Genomic DNA, 21,811 nt, shown 5'->3' with positions numbered 1-21,811 from the left:
CAGTTAAAAAAGCTAATGATGTGTATAATTTTTGTCAAATATTAAGAATAAAAAATTGAGACTAGAGAAAAATTCTCATGTCTCAATTTTTTACTTTTTTAATGATGATCCAGAACCAATTCAATCACACTTTTTCGCGGCGCAAAATTAATATTAGTAACCGTCTCCGTTAGAATTTTTTCGTATTCTACCAAGGCATCGGCTGGCAACGGTGTGTTGTTGCTTAACGAAACTAGCACATCATCTACCGTGGTACTTAAAGAAATTGTCATAAAAATATTTATTTTTTCGACAACATCGCGCAGCAAATCTGTTAATAGACCATTCGGTTTCCCATTTTCATCGGTAATGACTAACTGGCGACTATTCACCACAGTATGATCAATCCGACTAATTCGCACTACATCAAATACCGATATCATTGTTCAACCTCACTTCTGCATATTATAACTTGCATTATATCTCAAAAGTTGCTGCCAAAACAAGATGAACGACTTTAATTCTGATTCTGCATTTTTGACCAAGAACGAATTTGTAGCATCCATTGAACACCAAATTTATCCGTCAACATTGCTAGTTTAGCGCCCCAACCTTGATCGGCCAATGGCATATTAATCTTAACTGAAGGTTCTTGCGTTAATTGTTGATATAACGTTTGTGCTGCCGTTAACTCTTTTTCGTTATCACTATCGATATCAATTAGTAACCGCGTACTATTAGTTAAACTCTGATTTTGTTCAAAATTATCTGATGCGTACAACCACACGCCCAGTACTGTAAAAACTGCATGCATGGTCATTTGTGAAAAATCCACGTCATTAGGAACATGCATAGCCGTTGCAGCTTCTTTAGTTACTGGTAATCGAACAATGTCCTGGGCATTAAAAACTATTTTGTAGTAGTCAAGCGCTTCTTTTGTATTGGAAAAAGTTAGATAAGGATAAATTGCACTATGAGCCGTCATATTTAATTCCTCCCGAAAAAATCTGATTGAGTTATTTTTCTAAAAGTTTGAACTAGTTGCCCGCATTAATTCAACGCCACGAATAGTTAATAGATAACCAGTCCCTGTTTGATCAAAAGTTAAGCCTTCAAATTCGCGAGTATTGATTTTTTTGTTATCAATATCAAAAGTTTGAAATTGTTCAGAACGTACATCCTTAGCAGACAGTTTTCCTAATTTAGCAACTGGCACAGATAGAATACTCCCATCTGAAACAAAGTACAATCGTTGATTAACTGCATTAAATCCCATTGATTGTGAATGCGTTCCAGGTGCATACTTCAACCCTTGCATGATTAAACTAATTTGGACCGTATTATTTGAATTAATAACGCCCTTATAAAGCTTCAAACTATTAGTAGGTGCCCAAGCTGCGGCATTTTTAACATATGCGTAGAAGTTTCCATTGCTATCAAAAGTCAGTGTACTTGGTGTTGTTTGATTTTGACCCATTTTAAAGTCAATTTCTTTATCGGAACGTAACGTGCTTTTGTTTAATTCTTGAATATTACTTGTTTCCGTACTTGTCCCACTTTTACCAATAAACCAAATTTGATGTGTTTTTGGATTAAGTGCCATTGTTTGTCCATGACCTGTAGTGAATGTTGGTCCAATTGTCATGCATGTTAACGCGGCCTTTTCGTCATCCGTTAACGTCTCACCCTTCATTTTACGATTAGCAGCTCGTCTTAAGACAGATAAATCTTTGGAATCACTCGCAAGTTTTCTTAATTCAGGCAAATTATATTTAACTACAAAGCCTTGATCGTTAGTCTTACTTTTACTTTCATTCATCACATAAGCAGTATCTCCATCAATAACAACACTTTGTGCATTAGCCAAATCACCACTCTTTTTGACTGTACCTGGCAAATAAAGATCCGTTGTGAAGTCTGTTTTACCAGTTCCTTTTTTTCGTTTAATTGTGTTTGCAACTGTATTAAATAATTTAGAATATCCAGGTGCCTCACCATATGAACTAGGTGCATTTAAAAAGTAATTTGGATTATTTACGTATGAGTATTTGCTTGTACTGAAAGCCTTCAAAGCCACTGCTGATTGGGTATAAACTGGCATACCATTAACTATTTTCTTGGTTACTGCAGGAATTTTTTGTAGGGCACCACCGTAAATCCAGCCAAAGCTTTTCCCATTATAAGACACACGAAAATAGTGAGTTTTGTAAACTTTTTTAGCTTCACCAGTAACAGTAACTGTTTTACCACGGTAGTTTTTACCATAGTGCGTAAGTTTGCCACTCCCATAATCACCGCCAGGAACATGGTTATAGAAATCATTTGTCGCATTTGATTTAATCCGAAGTGTTTTGGCTGAAAGCTTACTATAATATGTTGTCGGATTGCCAAGATAACCCGACCAGATCCAGCCAGCGTATCCAGCGGGACTCTTTACCTCGTAATACGTTTTACCACTGACCTTTGCGGTTCTCTCTAATGTGAACTTAGTAAAACTATGTACGTAATATTTAGCTTTTAACGTATATTTACTGTGACCAGCTGACTTCAGTGTGTAGATTCTTTTTTTATTTGATTTAGCTCGATACTGACGAATCACTACCTTCGCAGTATGACTGACTGTTTTATTTCCAGTCACCGTATGTTGAGTACTAGCAAATGCCGGCGTTGTCAACATTAGCATCGCCGTCCCGGCCAGCAGTGCCCGTTCAATTTCTTTTTTTACATGAATATTCATAATGATTCTTACCCCTTTTACTTAACTCTTCCATCTAATTCTACCATTACTAATTTTGAAAATTTATCATTTGCTTAATGGTAACTAGATTGCAACATTTATCAATCACTTTACTTACGAAATATAAGTGATACGATAAGTTAGGAATAATATTGAGAGGAAGATTAGAAAATGAATACTAGATATCTTGATATCCTAAAAGAACGTCGCTCCATCTATAATTTAGGTAAAAATGTGACTTTGCCAGAATCCGACATTAATCAGTTAGTAGAAACGGCTGTTCAAGAATCGCCAACTTCATTTAATGCCCAAACAACACGTGCCGTAATTCTTTATGGTGAAAAACATGATCAACTTTGGGATATTGTTGCTAATCGCTTAAAGTCCGAAGTTCCTAACGAATAAGTGTATGCTAACACCAAACAAAAAGTCGCCAGTTTCAAAGCTGCATATGGCACAATTTTGTATTTTACCGACCTCAGTGTTGTGGCCGACTATGAAAAGCAAGTTCCATTGTATGCGGTAAACATTGCACCATGGGCGGAACAAGGCATTGGTGGTGCGCAACAAAATGTTTGGACGGCTCTAGCAGACAATCATATTGGCGCTAACTTACAGCATTACAATCCATTAATTGATGGTGAAGTTCGTCTGGCCTTTGATATTCCAACGGATTGGGAATTACGTGGTCAAATGCCTTTTGGCTCTATTAAAAAGGCTGCTGCTGCAAAAACGTACGTGGCAGATAGTGATCGATTTAAAGTTTTAAAATAAAATAAGCTAGTTTTAAGCGTTTTTAAACGGTGTACTTGCACTGTTTGAAGATGCTTTTTTAGTTAAAATTAAGTATTAATTTCTGTAAAAGATGAATCACATATCTCATCATTGTTGTCTTGCAATTATTACTTAAATGCGCATACAATAATTATAGTAATATTGGAAAAGATAACTATAAAATAGTTTAAATTTATGATTTTAAAAACAAATTTTAAATGTACATAGTTTTGTTCAAATAGTGCAGAAATCATAATCACTTTCTTTAATAATGGAGGACTTATGGATCAAATTGAGATTTATCTATACAACAATGTTTTTCACATTATCTCTAAAATGGATTTTAATAACTTACGTGTCTGGAACAAACAAACCAACGTAGAAGTCCCTTTTTCAAAAACTAATGCTGGGCATTTTGAAATATCTGCCAAGGACATTCTTGCTATTCTGGATACTTCCAAATATGATCGTGCCTATATTGTTTTTGATGATCACCAAGAAATTGATTTATCTCAAATACAATTGAAACAATTTGAAAGCGATCAAACCATTCAAACGTCCATAAATGGCGTTCAATTATCCTTATATCTATCGCTTAATAATACCTTACGTTTTATGTGTAACCTCCTGCCCAAGTCAAATGCATATTATCAAAAAAATCACGTAGAAAAAATCGAATTTAGTCAAGGAAACGTACTTTTAAATCTAGCAGTTTATACAAAATTTTTCCCAATAAAAACACTAGATTTGAAAATCACTCATCGGCAGTTGGACAAATCCGTTATGTTGACTAATTTCAAACCTAGTTCTTGTGAACGTGTGGGATTCAACACGTTCATCAATCATTTTCAAATTGCTTATCAACCTGCTCAACAACTGCAAGAAATCGCACCAAACATTAGATTAAATGGTTACAATGGACAATTCTTTGATCTTCGAATCCAACCACATTTTGTGGCACTTAAAGTTCGACTACACGAATTTCGTGTAGCCTATAATTCCATCTGTAACGTAGATTGTATAGTTCCATACTCAAACAATTTATTACTATATTTATATTGGTATGGCACCGCTAAATATAACAACCTATCTTATCGAATTGCTTTAGTTCCTAAAGATACTTATCAAACTTATCTTGCTTTTAAAAATAATCCTCAAAAAACACAAAAAAACGTACATGAAAAGACTGTTTTAATCAGTGAGTATCCTCAAAAAGCACAGGATAACGGCTTAGTTCTTTTTAAATACTTATTGCACAAAAAATCGGCCGAATTTAATCCATATTTTGTAATTACTCGAGATTCACCAGATCTTAGCAATTTGAAAGATTATATGGATCATGTAGTTTTTTATGATTCGCCTGAACATGTCAAGATCTTTATGCAAACAGATATTTTATGTCACACACACTCTTCCGATTACGCGTTACCTTTTCGAAATAATCTATTTATTGAAAAAAAGGAAACCATCAAAAAAGTATTTTTACAACACGGTATCATCGCTCTTCGTAATATTGATCATTTATACGGTAACGATACGCACCCTGAATTTACTAATAAATTTATTGTGAGCTCAGATCGAGAAAAACAATTAGTCATTGATAAACTAGGTTACGTTGATAAAGATGTTGTCGTCACTGGTCTTGCACGTTTTGACCAACTTTTAGAACATAATAACCAACTGACTTCTTATTTAAAGAGAAAAAGAATTCTTTTAATTCCTACCTGGCGTGAAGCGCTGCTAAATCTTTCAGATGAGGAATTTGTGAAATCAGAGTATTTTAAAAAACTAAATCATCTACTGAACTCAAAAAAATTACGTGATCTTAAACAAAAAAATCATTTAACGGTAGATTTTTACTTGCACACAAATTTTCAAAAATATGCTCATTTATTTCACTCTGCGGAAGTAAACATTTTAATTGAAGGACAACAAACTGTTCAAAACATTTTAAAATCTCATGGCATCGTGGTCACTGACTTTTCAAGTGTAGGTTTGGACTTCGCACTTCTTAAACGAACCGTTTTGTTTTATCAATTTGATGGAATGCCGGCCAATGGAGCAATTAGTGATCACGTGAAAAAACTATTGCCTGGACCAGTCATCACAGAAGAAGACGAATTGATTTCTAATTTGAAATTAAAAGTCAAAAATAATCGATTGGATAGAAAATACGCAAGTCAAATTTCGCAAAATCTGTATAAATTTCAGGACCATCATGCATGTGATCGTATTTTTCAATTATTGCATAAACTGTAATAACTATATGACTCTTAAAAAAGAATAAAAAAATACAATTTTTAAATCTAAGGAGAAAATTATGACAATACTTGCACTTATTTTAGCCGCGTTAGTGGGACTAGAGCATTTAGGAATTATGTTCCTAGAAATGTTTGCAGGTCCAAAAACGCAGGCAAAGGCTTTTGATATGCCGTTCACATTTGTTAACCAAGAACACACTCAAACTGCACTAAGTAATCAAGGTATTTATAATGGTGCCCTTGGACTATTAATTATTAGTGTCCTATTCTTTTTCAGTGGATCCACATTATTGACAATCATGCGTTTATTAATGTTTTTTGTTATGATCGTTGGTACTTACGGGGGATTAACTGCAACTAAGAAGATTTTTACGTTGCAACTTTTACCTGCTACAGTTGTGTTTGTTTTGTTATTTTTGTGATTTTATTAACACTGTTTAAATATAATAGTTGGTTTGGGAGTATTTTTTGTGAAAAATAAATTAACCGTTTTATTTGATAAAATTTCATATAATGTAACTATCGCGATCTTAGCAATTATATCCATTATTTTATCAATTCTTGATTTTGGAAACTTAATTAATCTAAACAAAGCACCCTACAATTTTATTGATAATGGAATCCTTATTATTTTTGCATTTGATTACTTTACCAGAATGTTGCTTGCAAAGAGTAAAGGTAAATTCTTCATAAATAACATTTTTGATCTATTAGCCATTATTCCGTTTAACTCTGTTGCATCATTTCTGCGAGTTGCCAGATTAGTGAGAATTGCTAGACTACTTAAGATTATAAGATTTACACGAATAATTGGCCTGACGGGAAAATTTTCCAAAAATGTAAAACGTTTTTTAAAAACGAATGGATTCATCTATGTAATCTATGCTAGCAGTGCTTTGCTATTTATTGCTTCCACTTTATATTCCATAGCCGAAAATGTCAGTTTACCCAATTCCATTTGGTGGGCAATCACAACAACCACCACAATTGGCTATGGAGATATCAGTCCCAAAACTTTTATTGGAAAGTTGGCAGCCGTCCTGCTAATGTTCATTGGTATTGGTTTGATTGGTATGTTAACTAGTACAATTACGAGTTTTTTTGTTCACGAAAATAAGACCGACCATAAAGAAGAATTAGATAAAATTTATCAACAAAACATTACCTTGCTGAATGAAGTTAAGGGGCTCAAAGAAGAAGTAACGAATTTAAAAAAATGAAATGTTTTTAGAGCGGCTTAATAGAACAGTAAATAGAAATAGGCACGTCTCTCGTGGAAATTTTCCACCGGATATACTCCTACCAAGGTAGACAAGCAAATAATTAAAACTTGTCTGCTGAGGAAGGAGTATTTTTTATGGGTCGAAAGGGTTCAAGATATAGTGTGGAAGAGAAACTCTTCTATATTAATTTAATAAAGGAGGGAATGGCAGCCAGGGCCATTGGAAAGAAGTACGATGTCCACTCCTCGCAAATAGCTCAGTGGGTGGAACGCTATGATGCAGGTGGCGTAGCGGCGTTACAAAGTCGACACCAACAACAAACGTATTCAAAGGGGTTCATGATGGAGGTGATTCAGGCCTATCTAGCGGGTGGAACATCATATCCTCAACTTGCGCGACAATACCATATTCCCAATAGTTCTGTCATCTACCAGTGGGTCAAACGGTATACTAGTGGTAAAGTACTCACAACCACTAGGAGGACTATCCCAATGAAAGATGGCAGAAAGACAGAACAGGTCGAACGTATCGAGATCGCACAATGGATCATTGCCAACGAGATGAACTATGTTGCCGCGACTACTCATTTTAACGTGTCCTATGGCCAAGCGTATGCTTGGGTCAAAAAGTTCAAGCAAGGTGGTCCCGACGCACTCGCAGACCGCCGCGGTAAGGCCAAGGAAGATACTGGTCAGTTGACTGAACTGGAACTAAAAGATTTAGAGATCAAGCGTCTCAAGGCACGGTTAGCCAATATCTCCACAGAGGTCGCTGTGCTAAAAAAACTCCAAGAGTTCGAAAGGATGGATGCCCTACAGAAGAAAAGTACCTCACGGTTCAAACACTTACCAAAAAAATAAACCCAGACACAAATCAAGTGTATGGGGTTAGTTTCATGTGCCAATATGTTGGTGTATCTCGTGCTGCATACTACAAGTGGACTCACCGCAAGGTTACAGCGCAAGAACTCGAAAATAAAGCAATTTTGGCCTATATCATCGCACGTGAAGAGTCAAAAAATTATATTTATGGTGTTCGTACGATGACTATGTATCTTAATAAGGAAACACCTTATCATATCAGTCAAGGACGTGTGCGGCGCATTATGCGTCGTAACGGTATTCAATCATCGATTCGTGTGGCCAAACGCGATCGTAAAGCAGAAAAGAAGGAGTATATTCTCGCCAATAAATTACTTCATGAAGACGGCAGCCACGATTTCGCTCCTGAGCAACCAAACATGACTTGGGTAACTGATTGTAGCGAGCTAAGATTCGGACCAGGTAAGAAACAACGATTACGTTTGAGCGCTATCAAAGATCTTTATGATCACAGCATTATTGCCTGGTGTGTAGCGAGCACAGAGACAACGCAGTTAGTATCAGAAACGATCACGCAAGCCTTGAAAGCAAACCACGGTGTGAAGCCTCAATTTCTTCATTCCGATCAAGGCTCGGCTTACACTTCTGGTAGTTATAACACCCTGTTATCCGGAGAAGGCATCGTGCACAGCATGTCTCGCCCAGGAACACCAGGTGATAACAGTGCAATGGAGTGTTTTTGGAGCCAGTTGAAAACAGAAGAATTGGCTTTCAAAGCACCTCTTTCAGAAATCGAACTTGTCGGCATCATCAAGACGTACATTGCATGGCATAATACGGAACGACGCCAACTAACACTAAACGGCATGACTCCGGAAGAATACCGGAATCATGCCGTTCAAAAAAATGCATAAGATTTTAATTATTTGACTGTCTACTTGACAAGGAGCCGCGCCATCTCTGACGCGTCTATTTTTTTCATTATCGTTTTATTTCACCCATGGCATAAAAAAAGAACCCAAGATCTTCTCATTTCTTGGATTCCCTTATGAGGAAGCTTCCCAACCTATTAATACTGTGCTTTTTGAAATAATCTTACACCTTCACAACTAACTTTTTTGTTTCGTAAGACCTTGCGCAACATCACAACTTGCTAACATTCGCTATTCTCACTAATTGTGCCTTATCGATCTTCGTTCTAGCCCACTTGAATTTTTCATTTTTCTATCTACCGGTGCGATTCAAGTAGTCACCTACTGATTCCACACTGCCTCAAGCTTTAGCGAACACTTCGATCGTTCATACAGTTTATCTTATCGATGTTGAAAATCCTCCAACAAACTAAGGTGTTCCCTCGTTAACTGTCTATCTCTAACTCAATCCCAGACTCTTTTTTGACATCACGTCTGTAGATGATGTTTTTAAAACATTCGTTTACTGGACTGATTCAAATTTAACCAGTTAACGATCTTTCTGAGAAGAACTTTACGGTTGGGATCCTATCCCTTCCTCACCATTATAATATCATGTCCTGCAATCGGTTACAATTAAAATGCTCGTATAAAATTATTGCTGAGTTTGCCACTGATCATCCGTAATGGCATACAAAATATCATCAACAGTTCGCCCTTTAAGTTGCGTGTTATTTTTCAAAAGTCCCTCTTTTTGCATGCCAATTTTCTGCATCACACGCCCCGACTTCAGATTTTCTGAACAATGCAAAGCATCAATCCGTTTCAATCCTAAATCATTAAAACCCATTTTCAAAAGTCGTTTAGCCGCTTCTGGGGCAAAACCGTTTCCCCAATAATTACGACCGATTGCGTACCCAATTTCAGCCTTTAAATCTTTAGCATCTAAACGAAAATCAATACTGCCGATCAACTTATGACTACTTTTTAATTCTATTCCCCACTTGCCTTCAGGATCCTTCACAAAATAATTAAGAATCTGTGTTCTTGTGTCATCAAGATTTTTATGACGCGCATAAATATACTTTACAGTTTCCGGATCGCTCGCATACTCGTACATATCCTCCGCATCTTCAACCGTAACTGGTCTTAATAACAACCGTTGCGTTTCTAAATGATTATTAAGTAATAGTTTTTCCTCAATTGTCATCCTTCAACCTCCTCGTTAAATTGCCAATAAATATAAGCCAATAAACATTAAAAGTCAATTTGAATATTTTTTACATTTCACTGAATCAGGTTGTTTTTCATTAAAATTAGGTTAAACTAAATTTATGACACTTTAAAAAAAGAGGCTTTTTTATGTACATTCAACGAATTCACACATTACAAACTAAATTAGACGATTTAAAAATAGATGCCCTTCTAGTTGAGAGTCGTTTCAATCTCCTTTATTTAACCGGTTTTGACGGCCTTGAAGGTGATGGCCGTCTACTTATTACCACTACCAATGCAACTCTGATCACTGATGCTCGTTACGAAGAAGACCTTCACGAACGTCTTGAAAAACACATCAATCTTGCCATTACACGTGATTACATGAAAATCATCACTAATATAGTATCCGATCAGCACATTGATCACTTGGGATTTGAGGATACCATTGTTTATTCAGATTATTTTCAACTCACTAAGTTACCAAATCTCACTTTAACAGCTACTTCTCAAGTTATTGATCAGTTACGCGCAGTGAAAAGGCCAGAAGAAATTGAAGCCACAGAAAAAGCAATCACTCTTTCATCACAGGGCTTTAAATACCTTCTCACTCAAATCCATCCCGGTATGACTGAAATTCAAGTTGTCAACAAACTAGATAACTGGATGAAAGACCATGGTTCCTCAGGTGCTTCTTTTGATACAATCGTAGCCAGCGGTCCACGAGCGGCCATACCCCACGGAGACGCTACCACAAAAATCTTGAATAAAGGTGAAATGGTTACCATTGACTTCGGGTATTATGTAGACGGCTACACCTCAGATATTACGCGAACCATTGCACTAGGCGAACCTGATCCCAAACTAAAACAAATTTACGAAATTGTGAAAAAAGCTCAACAAAAAGTAATGGATGCCATTAAACCCGGTGTTCTTGGTACTACTTTAGATAAAATTGGTCGTGATTTCATTACGGAACAAGGCTATGGTAAAGAATTTAATCATGGTATCGGTCATGGCATTGGCTTAGATATTCACGAATATCCTCAAAGTTACGGAGCTATGCCGAATTTTAAAGTTTCTCAAAATGAAATTTTAACGGATGAACCCGGTATTTACGTTGCAAACCTTGGTGGCATTCGCATTGAAGATGACGTTCTAGTCACTAAAACTGGCTGCCAACGGCTCTCGGATATTACTCGCGAATTAATTATTTTGAATTAATGCGCCAAAAATAGAAAATGGTTGTTTAGATTGAATTATCACATTGATAATTTTATCCAAACAACCATTATTTTTTATGAATGTTTAACAGTCTAAAAGCGACTTTGCAACCACGGAATCATCCGTGCGTAAATGATACCCGTCGCAATTCCCACAATGACTCCTTTAATAAGATTGAAGGGTAAAACTCCATATAGAACCATATTAAGAGTCGACACACTGACTTGAAAACTTACCAATTTGAAGTAAATTGGCAATAAAATGAAAAGATTAACTAAACTCATGAAAATTGCCATTAGAACGGTACCGAAAACAATTCCCCGAACTAAGTACCGTGCCTGCTGTTTTATTCCCTGATCCATATGTTTCTTCAACGCATAATAGATAGGAAGTGCAAAGCACATTGTAGCCAAGAAATTAGCCACAATTCCAATTATTCCGACCATACTGCTATCCTTAGTTACGATATCAAGCAAGCCAGCCACTGCCGTAGTAACTGCGCCCGCTCCTGGCCCATAGATGAGCATTGTAAGCAAGATAGGAACATTGGCAAAATCGATTTTCAAAAATGAAAATCCTGGTAAAATTGGAAAACCGAACAACAATAAAACATAAGAAATTGCAGCCATCATAGCAATGACCACCAAACGTGTAACTCTTTTGTTACCCATGTGAGACATCCTCCTTGAAGGACTCATCCCAGGTGGATTATTTTTCTCAAAAAAATGACCTTTTATGCAAAAACAGAGCATAAAAGATCAGTTGAATTTTTTGTAAGCCAAATAACCCAATCTTCTTTATCTAGACTTTAACTATCGGTATCGGCATTTCACCGATTCAACCATCACAAGGATGGGTCGTGGACTTTACAACCACCGGTCGGGAATTTCACCCTGCCCCTGAAGACGAACCTTATTTAATTTTCAAAAACTATATTACACTAATTTTCAACAAATGACTAGCCATTTGTTTTAGAAGGATTTCGTACTACCTTTCATAATTTCAGCACCCTTATTCGTTAGTAGGTAAGAACTACCATCGCTGGTGAACTGCATACCTTCAAATTCACGTTTAGCACTAAATTGAGTTGCTTGCACATCAGACTTCTTCAACTTACCTAATTTATAAACAGGAACGGAAATCACGCTGTCATCTGCAATCATATATATAACGATTACGCTTTTTATTATAAGCAAGTGACTGTGTTCGTGGACCCGGTGCATACTTAATTCCCTGCATAACCAAACTGAACTTAACTGATTTAGTATAAATTTTTCCTTTAAAAAGCTTCAAACTTCGACTACCAGTTTTTGAATCTAAGTAAGCATTACCCGATTTATCAAACGCCAAGTTTAGCCCACTTGCAATGTATCCACTCTTGCTCTTAAAGCGAAAGTTGATTTTTTTATCAGGCTTCAATGTACTGATTTTAACACGTTGTACATTTGCCTTTGTCGATACATGGTTACCTGACGCTAAGCCCGTACCCACAAACCACAAATGTGAACTATCCTTAGGATTATATGCTAGTGACTGGCCATGACCGAAATTTTTGAACTTAGGACCAACTTTGATCGCCTTCAACACTTTTTTATAGGTGGCATTTTGATTCTGAGTTGGATAGTTTTTACTATTTGCGTTGTAAAAAGTGGCTCGTCGAATCATATCCATTTTTCCGGATTTGTTTGCTCCAAGAGCTCGTAACGCCTTCAAATTATATTTTGTAATCCAGCCGTAAGAACCACTGGTACAGAACACATAAGCCGTATCAGCACTTGTCATTGCAAAGCTTTGTGGATTTCCCCAACTCAAATTTTTCCACTTTGTTACTGGTAAAAAATAATTTGATTTAAAACTAACCTTCTTATTTCCCTTTTTATAGTTAACTGAATCAGGTTTAGTTTGAAAGGTCGATGTTTTATAACCAGCAGCATAGGAATATTGTTTCTTGGTAGTAAAATTACCAGTTAAATAGTAATTACTGTTGCTCACATACTTAAACTTACTAGCACTGTATGATGACAGTGCGTTTCCTTTTTGGGTATAAGTTGCAGCAAACGCAGAATCACCCACACTTAAAGTTATCAACCCTACAGCTAATCCACAAATCAGTCGAGATACCCACTTTGATTTTTTTGCATAAAAATAGCTCCCCTGCTATGTATTTAACACCACTAAGTGTAGCACTAAATCATACAGAAGAGTCTCAAAATTTTCATAGCAGAGATTAGTCATTACTATTATTTCGTAAAACAAATTCGGTTGGTCGATCCTTGCGCATGATTGCGATCAAACTCTTATCTTGAGAAACACCTTCAACCATGCCGAAATCTAATTCATAACCATCTTCAAGGATATTAAAATCGCGTAAACGATCACCAATTAAATGTTTCAAAGCGTTAGACATTTCTTCGTGCTGAGAAGCTTTCTCTACCGCGACACTAAGCGTATACCCAGAATCAACATAGGACTGAATCATAGCTACTTTCATCAACGTATGATACGAATACTTACGGTGTCGTCGTTCCTCAGACGACTTTGCGGGATGAATGTATCCTTTTTTCTCCCAATATCTAAGTTGACGTTGTGACACTTTTGTCGCACTAGCAATATCACCAATCCCCAATAGGAAATCATGTGCCTTCATAATCGTCCTTACTCTTTGAATAAAATCACTATTCATGTTTACCTTCATTCCATTTCTTTTTAATTTATTATTTATAATTTATTTGTCAGAAAAGAAAACGTATTCGTTAGAATAACTAACACTAATTATATATGTTTTAACATTATTGTCAAATTAGTTGACAATAAAAAGTAAATGGCCTATATTAGTTCTTGAACATTTTTTTACGAAAGGAAGCATCATCTTGGGAAAAGCAATCGATACAAATGGAAAACCATATAACCGTTCCTTACTTGTTGCACTCCTCTTAGTCGGAACTTTCTGTACGGTGTTGAATCAAACAATTTTAACAACCGCCTTTCCAACTTTAATGAAGAGTTTTAATATCAACACATCAACTGTTCAATGGTTAACTACTGGTTTTATGATGGTAAACGGAATTATGATTCCGATTAGTGCGTGGTTAACTTCACGAGTTAACTCAAAAATTTTATATGAGAGTGCCATGTTTATTTTTCTGATTGGAACCATTACCTGTTACATGGCTCCAAATTTTCAAGTTTTATTAACAGGTCGTTTAGTTCAGGCCTTAGGAGTTGGTGTGACAATGCCTCTTCTTCAAACCCTAATGTTATCTATTTTCCCTGCTAACAGCCGTGGAGCTGCCATGGGATTAGCTGGACTAGTTATTGGAGTGGCACCCGCAATTGGACCAACACTTTCTGGATGGGTCATTGACAACTATCAGTGGCGAACTTTGTTTGGAATGATCATTCCCATTGTCAGCATTGTAATCATTGCTGGTCTTTGGTTAATGAAGAGTGTCTTACCAACAAAGAAGTCTAATCTTGATTGGATTTCTGCTGCTCTTTCAACACTTGGCTTTGGATCCTTACTTTATGGTTTCTCCGAAGTTGGTGAAAAAGGTTGGGGTAGTTCAATTGTCATTACTGGCTTAATCGTAGGTGTCATTTTTATTGTTTTGTTTGGATGGCGTCAACTTACTGTTGAAAAGCCATTCTTGGAATTACGTGTTTTAAAGAATCCAGAGTTTTCAATTTCTGCTCTTCTAAGTTCCGTTTCAATGATGGCGATGGTTGGCGTTGAAATGGTTTTGCCCCTTTACTTACAGATTCTTCGTGGTGACTCTGCCTTCAAATCCGGCCTAACTTTGTTACCTGGAGCCTTAATGATGGGAGTTTTGAGTCCCATTACAGGTCGAATCTTTGATCGAATTGGTGCAAAACGATTAGCAATCACTGGAATGTTCTTGTTAACTGCTGGAACAATTCCGTTTGCCTTTATTACTCGTACAACTCCGGTAGCTTACATTGTGGTCCTTTATGCCATTCGAATGGCCGGAATTGCGATGACGATGATGCCAGTTACAACATCCGGTATGAATGCCTTGCCATTTAGCATGATGAGTAACGGAACCGCTGTTAATAACACGCTTCGCCAGGTTGCTTCATCTGTCAGCACGGCTGTTTTGGTAAGTATTTTATCAAACGTGACATCCAATGATATGCCTAGCAAATCATTGTTGAAGTCTGCACCACTTGCTTATAAGAATAGTGCCTTAAACGCCACTTTAAGCGGTTATCACGCAACATTTTGGGCAGCTATTGGTTTCTGTGTACTTGGTTTGGTTGTAGCCTTCTTCGTTAGTGGTCGAAGCCCACACTCAATCAAAAGCGATGCCTTAGATGGAGGTGAAGATTAATGATTATTTTTTCTTTGATTATCCTCGCGATTCTATTGTTCATCTGTATGGTTAGCATCCCCAAAACCTTTTGGCGTATGCTATGTAGCTTAATCATCGCCGCCTTAATTATTGTCTCCATGGCTTTAATGGTGGCTAATGACCGTGATCACTTTGGTATGAAGAAAGTAACGACCACCACGACAACCGACTTGATTTCTGTTTCACCTTCAAGTCAAATGAAAATGTTGTTATATCAAGATGTAGGAACTTCTGGCAAAGAACGTGTCTATATCTATAAAGAACATAAGACACAAAAGAACCCTACCACAACAAATCCAGATCCAACCAACACTTCCAACAAAGTTAAAGTTGTTTCTGGAACACCACGCGTTGTGACAAAGACGACGCGATGGGTATATAAGAACTCAAGTTACAAACTCTGGTTCGGAATTGCTGGAAATAACCATAAATTAATCAAGCATCGTAATACGCTTGAAATTAATAAAGACTGGTTAACCTTAAGTTCTGCTCAAGCCAAAAAGCTTCAAAAACTTGTTAAACAAAATTCAGCAAGCATGAAAAAAGAAGCAAAGGCCTATGTCATGGCTGCCGTTAAGAAGTCAGTTACAGCAGCTATGAAGAAAGATCCAACTATGTCAGCTGCCAAACAAAAGGCCCTGACAGCTGCTGCAACTAAAAAAGCCACCGCTGCTTATCAAAAGCAGGCAATGGCAAAGATGGTGGCAGAAGTTAAAAAATAGAATATTTTCCAATTAAGTGTTAAGAACTTTAAGTTTTTAAATTCACAAAAAATTTCTTAGCATTTTTTTGTGAAACGAAAAACGAAAAAAAGCACTAATTGCTTTAGTTATCAGTTTTTATTATACTTAGATAGTATTTGTGTAAGTATTTATTCGCTTATTTTGGGAGAATCTCATTCTATGAAATTTAGTATTATTACTCCGTGTAAAACACGAGACATTAAAAAATTAAAAACTCTACAAGTTAGTATTGAACAACAACATTATCTAGATATCGAATGGATTATTGCTTACGAGGCAGATCCCAAGGTTCCTTTCTCTAAGCTAACTAGTGAAAGTATCCAAATAAAAACCATTTCTATTCCACAGTCAACTCCTGGAAGTGCTCTATATAAAGCTGTAAGTCTTTCTTCTGGTGAATACCTTGTTTTTGTTGACGCAGATGATCTATTATTTCCAAATTGTTTATCTCAATTATCAAATTTACTTAACTCAAATGAATTTGATATAGTGGATCTTTCCAATTACCCAACATATGAACCCGCAAAAACAATTTTTGGAGAATTACAAAAGAATAAATATTACTTACCCAAGTGGGGTGGAGAAAAAACTGAGAAAAACGACTTAGATAAACCGCCCTTTTCAACATTGGATTTTGAGGATTCAAAGAAACAAGCATTACCAAAGTTCTCTTCATATCGGAAAAATAAAAGGCTTCATGTTTTCACAGAACAACTCAACCTTACGGGCAAAGTAATAAGAAATACATTATTCCCAAGAAATAAACTTCTTTATGGTTTAACTAATCCAATTTTTTATTCAGATATGCTCATGGTAACTATTGGTCAAAAAATTAACACTTATACAAAATTAATCTTTCCTAGTTATATTAAAATAAGACATAACGATCCAATTAATGATCCTTCCCTAACGCAAACTGAGAGTTCTCAAATGTGGTTTTATATGATAAGCAATTGGCTTGAAACTCTACCGTATTTATCAAATAAAATTTGGAAAACTAAATATATCCATCAATGTGTAGATTACATAAACATATATCTATGCAGTGCACTGGCAAAACCAGAAAACATGGGAACACAAATCAATTCTATTCTTGATTTGTTACGAACATGGCTGTCTATCACTGGACAAGAAGCTCAAGAAACGGCAAAACTGACTACTCGCTGGCTACTGCGTCCGATTGCTAAAAAAGAAGATAAAAAAGCTATACATCGCAGTAAAATAATAAAATTTTTACGGCAAATCAATCGACTTAGACAATCTGATCACCGATCCTTAAAAAGTGTATCAAAACTTTGCTATCAGTATATTTTTACCAAGTTACCAATAAAACAAAACGTGATATTATATGAATCCTTTCTTGGACGAAATATATCAGATAGTCCAAAATATATTTATCAATTTTTAAAAGAAAATTATCCTGGTAAATTTAAACATGTTTGGGTAATTAATCCTGAATTTACTAATTTTCCAGCCAATAACTCTAATACAGTATTTGTAAAGCGCTTCGGATTCCGCTACATGTATTATTTAGCAGTTTCAAAATATCAAGTAATTAATATGCGCCAACCCAAGTGGTTTCAAAAGCGAGAAAACACTACACTTTTATCTACTTGGCATGGAACGCCACTAAAACATCTAGTTTTTGATATGGATAATGTAGCTAGTGCCAACCCTTTATATAAAGAAGTTTTTTATCACCAGTCAAGGCAATGGGATTTTCTCATTTCACCTAATCAATATTCAAGCAATATTTTTGAGCATGCATTTATGTATCCTAAAAAACAGATGCTACCTAGTGGATATCCAAGAAATGATATTTTAAATGCACCCAACAAAATAGAAAAAACCAAAAAAATAAAATCAAAACTAGGAATACCTCAAGATAAAAAAGTAATTTTATACGCACCAACTTGGCGTGATGACGATTATTTTGAAGTTGGTAAGTATAAATTTACATTAAAATTAGATATTGGCAAGCTAAGAAATAAACTGTCTAACGACTTTGTATTAGTTTTAAGAACCCACTATTTTATTGCCAACCATTTAGATACAAGTGAATTTGGAGATTTTATTTTTAATGAATCTTCCTATGATGATATTGCCGAATTATATTTGATTTCGGACGTTTTAATTACAGATTATTCAAGCGTCTTTTTTGACTATGCTATTTTAAAAAGACCGATTCTTTTCTATGTTTATGACTACGAACAGTACGCTGACGTGCTCCGAGGATTCTATCTAAATATGAGTAAAGATCTACCCGGTCCATTGTTAAAGACTTCTGATGATGTTTTGGATGCACTTGAACATCTAGATTCAGTTCAAAACAAATATGCTGATCGTTATCACTTATTCAGTTCACGATTCAACGCATGGGAAGATGGGCATGCTACTGAACGTGTAGTAAATAAGGTTTTTCGGAATCTTTGAAAGATATCTCAAAATAAAACATCAAATATATATAATAAAAAAGTGTCGATTCCAATTAACGGAATCGACACTTTATATATTTACTAAATTATGTTTCAATTCAGTAATTAAAAAACGACAATTTATTATTTAATAAAATTTTTTGTTTTGAGAGAGTATTGATTTCCTGCAGTGATATCATACTGAATAAGTTTGTAATCCTTTAAAATTTCTTTTGATTTATGAGATAATTTTTTCTCATCTATCAATTGTCCATTCTTTTTCATAAATTTATTCAGTTCTGCAGCAGGAACTTTCTTTTGAATTTCTGTTAGCAAAGCAAAATACGGAGAAACTCTTTCATTTAATTTTTCCAAGACCATTGGTGTAAACATATTTGGTGAAACGACACTAGTATTCGTAACTTTATGTGTAGCAAAATTACTATGAATAAAATAATCTGTTTGATGTAATTTTCCTTGAGCAGTTGTTGCATTATTTCCATCCACTGCTTTACCAGAATAAACACCTGGCAAATGATCTCCATAAAAAACAATCGTTACATGTTTTTTTAATTTGTCTACCTTAGCAATAAATTGTTTTAAGGCCAAATCAGTATAGTGAATGCCTTGCGTATATGATTCAATTTGATTAATACTATATGAATTTAAATTGGCTTTAACGGTAAAGTCGTTTTTACTATACGTTCCCTTAATATAAGGCATATGATTTTGCATTGTAGATAATTGAATAAATTGACCACCTTTTACAGAATTAATCTGTTTCAGTGTTTGATCAAATGCCGACTGATCATCTACATATTCCGATTTACCTAATTTATTTTTATATTCGATATTTCTGTTATCTAAGGTATGAAATGATTGAAATCCAAATTTTTTAAAAACCTTTCCTCTATCGTAGGTAGTACTTTGATAAGGGTGAATCGCATTTTTGTGAGTAAACAAATCGGTTATTACTGGTAAATTATTTACTCGCGGTACCAAAAAAACGTATGGTGTAACAAGTGAAGGATCAAAATTATTCATCGATAAACTTGTTAATGCTTCAAATTCAATGTTGGCAGTTCCACCTCCATAACCTGAGGAGTACATCAGACCAGACGTGTTATTTGATTTCAAAGTTTCCATATAAGGAATTGGATCTGAAGAAAGTTTAACACTTGGTACCCTTCGCGGATCAGCATAGCTCTCACTTAATATATAAATAACCGTTTGTTTATTCAAATTATTATTCTTTCGTTTTTTATTAATTTTATCAGCTAGTTTTTGATACTTGGAAACCACTTTATTAACAGCTATTTTAGAATATCCTGATGGTTTGTCCATGGTTTTAATAATTTCAGTACTTGTGAACACAAGTGCCGGACCATAAGCCTGGGCATTATGCCCAAGATTCTCTGGATGCGCCGTATACCCAGCTGTAACAATCATATTAGCAATTGGATTACTGATATCATTCTTTTTATTAAGCCATGCGTTTAAATTCATCTGATTTTCAACAATACTGAATTGCCATAATAAAATTCCCGATGCGATAAATATAAGTACACGAGGAATAAACTTAAAAAGTTTTCCTTTTAGTACGCGTGTCTGCAAGAAGAAAGCTAAAATCAAGAGTGCTAAAATACCAATCAACATCAAAATAATTAATTGAACATTAACCATCTTAATAATTTCTGGTAACGATTTAACCATCGCCAAATCTGGATAGATTATTGGCTCATTTCGATACTGAATTTTTTGAACATTTGCAAACGAAAAGCCAATCATCACCGCACAAAACAATGTTGTGCTTATCCAAAAACGGTTGATTACCGTGCTCAATATAAAATACCACAATACAACCAATAATAAGTTTAAAAACGCTAGGTAAATACGACCATTCTGCTGCTTTATCATTGCATTAAAACCTAAAGCATAAAATTCAGAATAATTATAAATTATATACATAGTTATAACTGAAATAACAATTAACGGCACAGATCCCTTAATTGAGTGTTTACCATCCATTAAGTCGTTAAAAGTCTCACTCACCACATAACTATAGCCATACAATGCAAGAAAACTAACAATTAAGATTGCAAATAACCAAAGCCAACCGATTTGAATCGGTTTGAAATAACCGATAAAGAAATTGCGACTTAGATTCAATAACAATGGATTTGTAAAAATTACGACTAATGGCAATAAAAGTAAAATTTGAATTTTTTTACTTTTGTCAAACTCAATACTTTCATCTTCTTCAGTCATATTTATACTAAGAATTAATGCAAATAATGGTGCCAAATTACTAACAATTGAGATTCGATAATTAAATGAACCAAACACACCAGCTATCATTAAAATAAAAATTCCAATTAAACTAATTGTATACAAAGAAAACTTTCGTTCAGCATAATTTAAATTAACCACAGAATCCACAATTCCGATACACACCCAAATAAGCAAACTAACACTTGGGTGATTTAATAGTAGGAGACTTGAAGCAACTCCCATTACAATAGTAGCAAGTACCGTTATCTTTCTTGCTTTATTATTCAGTCTGTTCACTATACTTTTTAAAAGTGGTATTGCTAAAACACCAAGTAGAAATAATCCCAAGTAGAAATAATCACGAAAAAGAAACGGAAAGACCGACTTAAACGCATTTGTCCAATTCATTGTCCGTACATCAATCGCCATCGAAATTAATACTGAAGGGACCGTCACACTAACAATTACTAAATAAATCATTAAAAAATATTTAACAGTCCAATTCTTTATTACTAGTGAATGCATCACGCAATAGACAGCTATTACTACTAGTGCTGGCTTCAAAGCGGCTATTACTTCTATTAGCCTTGCCAACTCGACATGTGAAAACATACCAAGGCCTTTATCAATAATTAGATCACCCAGAACAGCAGCCAACAATCCTCCACCTAACAATAAATTTTTAAATTGAAGTCTATCTATAAATCTTCTCATTAGAATTCCTCTTTCAATTTTAATTAACCAATTTTTATTTTATCATTGAAAGCAACTTAACAGATTTAAAAATCGATTCAAGTTGAATTTTACTGACTTATATATTATCCGAACGAAATATTATATAAGTAAAACAGTGAGCAAAACCATTTGG

At 35.2% G+C, this 21,811-nt stretch carries 18 protein-coding genes, 1 pseudogene and 1 riboswitch; of the genes and pseudogenes, 10 read left to right on the top strand and 9 right to left on the bottom strand.

What is annotated here, in order from left to right; genetic code table 11:
- Nucleotides 1-98: 98 nt before the first annotated feature.
- The 3 genes from AB3219_RS05240 to AB3219_RS05230 form a co-directional block, all read right to left on the bottom strand.
- Nucleotides 99-422: a hypothetical protein gene (locus AB3219_RS05240; RefSeq protein WP_057805366.1), complete on the bottom strand. Its 324-nt coding sequence runs from the start codon at nucleotides 420-422 to the stop codon at nucleotides 99-101.
- 74 nt (nucleotides 423-496) lie between these two features.
- Nucleotides 497-964, bottom strand: coding sequence for a VOC family protein (locus AB3219_RS05235; protein WP_216754225.1), 468 nt, complete (start codon nucleotides 962-964; stop codon nucleotides 497-499).
- A gap of 39 nt (nucleotides 965-1,003) precedes the next feature.
- Nucleotides 1,004-2,716: an SH3-like domain-containing protein gene (locus AB3219_RS05230; RefSeq protein ID WP_367369345.1), complete on the bottom strand. Its 1,713-nt coding sequence runs from the start codon at nucleotides 2,714-2,716 to the stop codon at nucleotides 1,004-1,006.
- 171 nt (nucleotides 2,717-2,887) lie between these two features.
- Here AB3219_RS05230 and AB3219_RS05225 point away from each other — a divergent pair.
- From AB3219_RS05225 to AB3219_RS05200, 6 genes and pseudogenes are all read left to right on the top strand, one after another.
- Nucleotides 2,888-3,490, top strand: a pseudogene (locus AB3219_RS05225) (nitroreductase family protein).
- A 282-nt stretch (nucleotides 3,491-3,772) separates the two neighbouring features.
- The gene (locus AB3219_RS05220) at nucleotides 3,773-5,749 is read left to right on the top strand and encodes a CDP-glycerol glycerophosphotransferase family protein (RefSeq protein WP_260365584.1); all 1,977 of its coding nucleotides are present in this window, start codon (nucleotides 3,773-3,775) and stop codon (nucleotides 5,747-5,749) included.
- Nucleotides 5,750-5,810: 61 nt separating this feature from the next.
- Nucleotides 5,811-6,173 (top strand): DUF1304 domain-containing protein, encoded by a 363-nt coding sequence (locus tag AB3219_RS05215; protein ID WP_216762781.1) that lies wholly within the window; start codon nucleotides 5,811-5,813, stop codon nucleotides 6,171-6,173.
- 48 nt (nucleotides 6,174-6,221) lie between these two features.
- The gene (locus tag AB3219_RS05210) at nucleotides 6,222-6,971 is read left to right on the top strand and encodes a potassium channel family protein (RefSeq protein ID WP_260365583.1); all 750 of its coding nucleotides are present in this window, start codon (nucleotides 6,222-6,224) and stop codon (nucleotides 6,969-6,971) included.
- Between the two features lie 137 nt (nucleotides 6,972-7,108).
- The gene (locus AB3219_RS05205) at nucleotides 7,109-7,834 is read left to right on the top strand and encodes a helix-turn-helix domain-containing protein (RefSeq protein WP_216754746.1); all 726 of its coding nucleotides are present in this window, start codon (nucleotides 7,109-7,111) and stop codon (nucleotides 7,832-7,834) included.
- Nucleotides 7,835-7,869: 35 nt separating this feature from the next.
- Nucleotides 7,870-8,709 (top strand): IS3 family transposase, encoded by an 840-nt coding sequence (locus tag AB3219_RS05200; protein WP_367369344.1) that lies wholly within the window; start codon nucleotides 7,870-7,872, stop codon nucleotides 8,707-8,709.
- A gap of 652 nt (nucleotides 8,710-9,361) precedes the next feature.
- On the opposite strand, the gene AB3219_RS05195 is transcribed toward AB3219_RS05200, so the two are convergent.
- On the bottom strand, nucleotides 9,362-9,916 hold the full coding sequence (locus AB3219_RS05195) for a GNAT family N-acetyltransferase (RefSeq protein ID WP_260365818.1): 555 nt from the start codon (nucleotides 9,914-9,916) through the stop codon (nucleotides 9,362-9,364).
- 152 nt (nucleotides 9,917-10,068) lie between these two features.
- Between AB3219_RS05195 and AB3219_RS05190 the strand changes: the two genes are divergently transcribed.
- Complete coding sequence (locus AB3219_RS05190; protein ID WP_260365816.1) at nucleotides 10,069-11,145, top strand: Xaa-Pro peptidase family protein; 1,077 nt, start codon at nucleotides 10,069-10,071, stop codon at nucleotides 11,143-11,145.
- A 92-nt stretch (nucleotides 11,146-11,237) separates the two neighbouring features.
- On the opposite strand, the gene AB3219_RS05185 is transcribed toward AB3219_RS05190, so the two are convergent.
- The 4 genes from AB3219_RS05185 to AB3219_RS05170 form a co-directional block, all read right to left on the bottom strand.
- Nucleotides 11,238-11,816: an ECF transporter S component gene (locus tag AB3219_RS05185; RefSeq protein ID WP_260365815.1), complete on the bottom strand. Its 579-nt coding sequence runs from the start codon at nucleotides 11,814-11,816 to the stop codon at nucleotides 11,238-11,240.
- Between the two features lie 115 nt (nucleotides 11,817-11,931).
- Nucleotides 11,932-12,056, bottom strand: a riboswitch (FMN riboswitch).
- A gap of 60 nt (nucleotides 12,057-12,116) precedes the next feature.
- Nucleotides 12,117-12,308: a hypothetical protein gene (locus AB3219_RS05180; protein WP_260365813.1), complete on the bottom strand. Its 192-nt coding sequence runs from the start codon at nucleotides 12,306-12,308 to the stop codon at nucleotides 12,117-12,119.
- Nucleotides 12,295-13,233 carry a hypothetical protein gene (locus AB3219_RS05175; RefSeq protein WP_260365811.1) on the bottom strand — a complete coding sequence of 313 codons (939 nt, stop codon included), beginning with the start codon at nucleotides 13,231-13,233 and terminating at the stop codon, nucleotides 12,295-12,297. The genes AB3219_RS05180 and AB3219_RS05175 overlap by 14 nt, the downstream gene beginning before the upstream one ends.
- A gap of 139 nt (nucleotides 13,234-13,372) precedes the next feature.
- Complete coding sequence (locus tag AB3219_RS05170; RefSeq protein WP_253953570.1) at nucleotides 13,373-13,828, bottom strand: MerR family transcriptional regulator; 456 nt, start codon at nucleotides 13,826-13,828, stop codon at nucleotides 13,373-13,375.
- Nucleotides 13,829-14,015: 187 nt separating this feature from the next.
- Here AB3219_RS05170 and AB3219_RS05165 point away from each other — a divergent pair, with 187 nt between their 5' ends.
- The 3 genes from AB3219_RS05165 (at nucleotide 14,016) to AB3219_RS05155 (ending at nucleotide 18,691) form a co-directional block, all read left to right on the top strand.
- Nucleotides 14,016-15,494, top strand: a complete 1,479-nt coding sequence (locus tag AB3219_RS05165) for an MDR family MFS transporter (RefSeq protein ID WP_260365809.1) — start codon at nucleotides 14,016-14,018, stop codon at nucleotides 15,492-15,494.
- The gene (locus AB3219_RS05160; RefSeq protein ID WP_260365808.1) at nucleotides 15,494-16,237 is read left to right on the top strand and encodes a DUF4811 domain-containing protein; all 744 of its coding nucleotides are present in this window, start codon (nucleotides 15,494-15,496) and stop codon (nucleotides 16,235-16,237) included. The genes AB3219_RS05165 and AB3219_RS05160 overlap by 1 nt, the downstream gene beginning before the upstream one ends.
- A 180-nt stretch (nucleotides 16,238-16,417) precedes the next feature.
- Entirely contained in the window at nucleotides 16,418-18,691 is a 2,274-nt protein-coding gene (locus AB3219_RS05155) for a CDP-glycerol:glycerophosphate glycerophosphotransferase (protein ID WP_367369343.1), read from the top strand.
- A 125-nt stretch (nucleotides 18,692-18,816) separates the two neighbouring features.
- Here AB3219_RS05155 and AB3219_RS05150 read toward each other — a convergent pair whose 3' ends face one another.
- Nucleotides 18,817-21,657: a sulfatase-like hydrolase/transferase gene (locus AB3219_RS05150; RefSeq protein ID WP_260365805.1), complete on the bottom strand. Its 2,841-nt coding sequence runs from the start codon at nucleotides 21,655-21,657 to the stop codon at nucleotides 18,817-18,819.
- Nucleotides 21,658-21,811 lie beyond the last annotated feature (154 nt).

Origin of the sequence: Pediococcus ethanolidurans (assembly GCF_964062635.1) — a bacterium.
Classification (GTDB): domain Bacteria; phylum Bacillota; class Bacilli; order Lactobacillales; family Lactobacillaceae; genus Pediococcus; species Pediococcus ethanolidurans.
This window is presented reverse-complemented; position numbering and strand designations above follow the sequence as displayed.

Excerpts from the sequence above, each read along its gene's own strand:
- AB3219_RS05240 (WP_057805366.1), bottom strand. The coding sequence starts at position 422 with ATGATATCGGTATTTGATGTAGTGCGAATTAGTCGGATTGATCATACT.
- AB3219_RS05235 (WP_216754225.1), bottom strand. The coding sequence starts at position 964 with ATGACGGCTCATAGTGCAATTTATCCTTATCTAACTTTTTCCAATACA.
- AB3219_RS05230 (WP_367369345.1), bottom strand. The coding sequence starts at position 2,716 with ATGAATATTCATGTAAAAAAAGAAATTGAACGGGCACTGCTGGCCGGG.
- AB3219_RS05220 (WP_260365584.1), top strand. The coding sequence starts at position 3,773 with ATGGATCAAATTGAGATTTATCTATACAACAATGTTTTTCACATTATC.
- AB3219_RS05215 (WP_216762781.1), top strand. The coding sequence starts at position 5,811 with ATGACAATACTTGCACTTATTTTAGCCGCGTTAGTGGGACTAGAGCAT.
- AB3219_RS05205 (WP_216754746.1), top strand. The coding sequence starts at position 7,109 with ATGGGTCGAAAGGGTTCAAGATATAGTGTGGAAGAGAAACTCTTCTAT.
- AB3219_RS05200 (WP_367369344.1), top strand. The coding sequence starts at position 7,870 with ATGTGCCAATATGTTGGTGTATCTCGTGCTGCATACTACAAGTGGACT.
- AB3219_RS05195 (WP_260365818.1), bottom strand. The coding sequence starts at position 9,916 with ATGACAATTGAGGAAAAACTATTACTTAATAATCATTTAGAAACGCAA.
- AB3219_RS05190 (WP_260365816.1), top strand. The coding sequence starts at position 10,069 with ATGTACATTCAACGAATTCACACATTACAAACTAAATTAGACGATTTA.
- AB3219_RS05185 (WP_260365815.1), bottom strand. The coding sequence starts at position 11,816 with ATGGGTAACAAAAGAGTTACACGTTTGGTGGTCATTGCTATGATGGCT.
- AB3219_RS05180 (WP_260365813.1), bottom strand. The coding sequence starts at position 12,308 with ATGATTGCAGATGACAGCGTGATTTCCGTTCCTGTTTATAAATTAGGT.
- AB3219_RS05170 (WP_253953570.1), bottom strand. The coding sequence starts at position 13,828 with ATGAATAGTGATTTTATTCAAAGAGTAAGGACGATTATGAAGGCACAT.
- AB3219_RS05160 (WP_260365808.1), top strand. The coding sequence starts at position 15,494 with ATGATTATTTTTTCTTTGATTATCCTCGCGATTCTATTGTTCATCTGT.
- AB3219_RS05155 (WP_367369343.1), top strand. The coding sequence starts at position 16,418 with ATGAAATTTAGTATTATTACTCCGTGTAAAACACGAGACATTAAAAAA.
- AB3219_RS05150 (WP_260365805.1), bottom strand. The coding sequence starts at position 21,657 with ATGAGAAGATTTATAGATAGACTTCAATTTAAAAATTTATTGTTAGGT.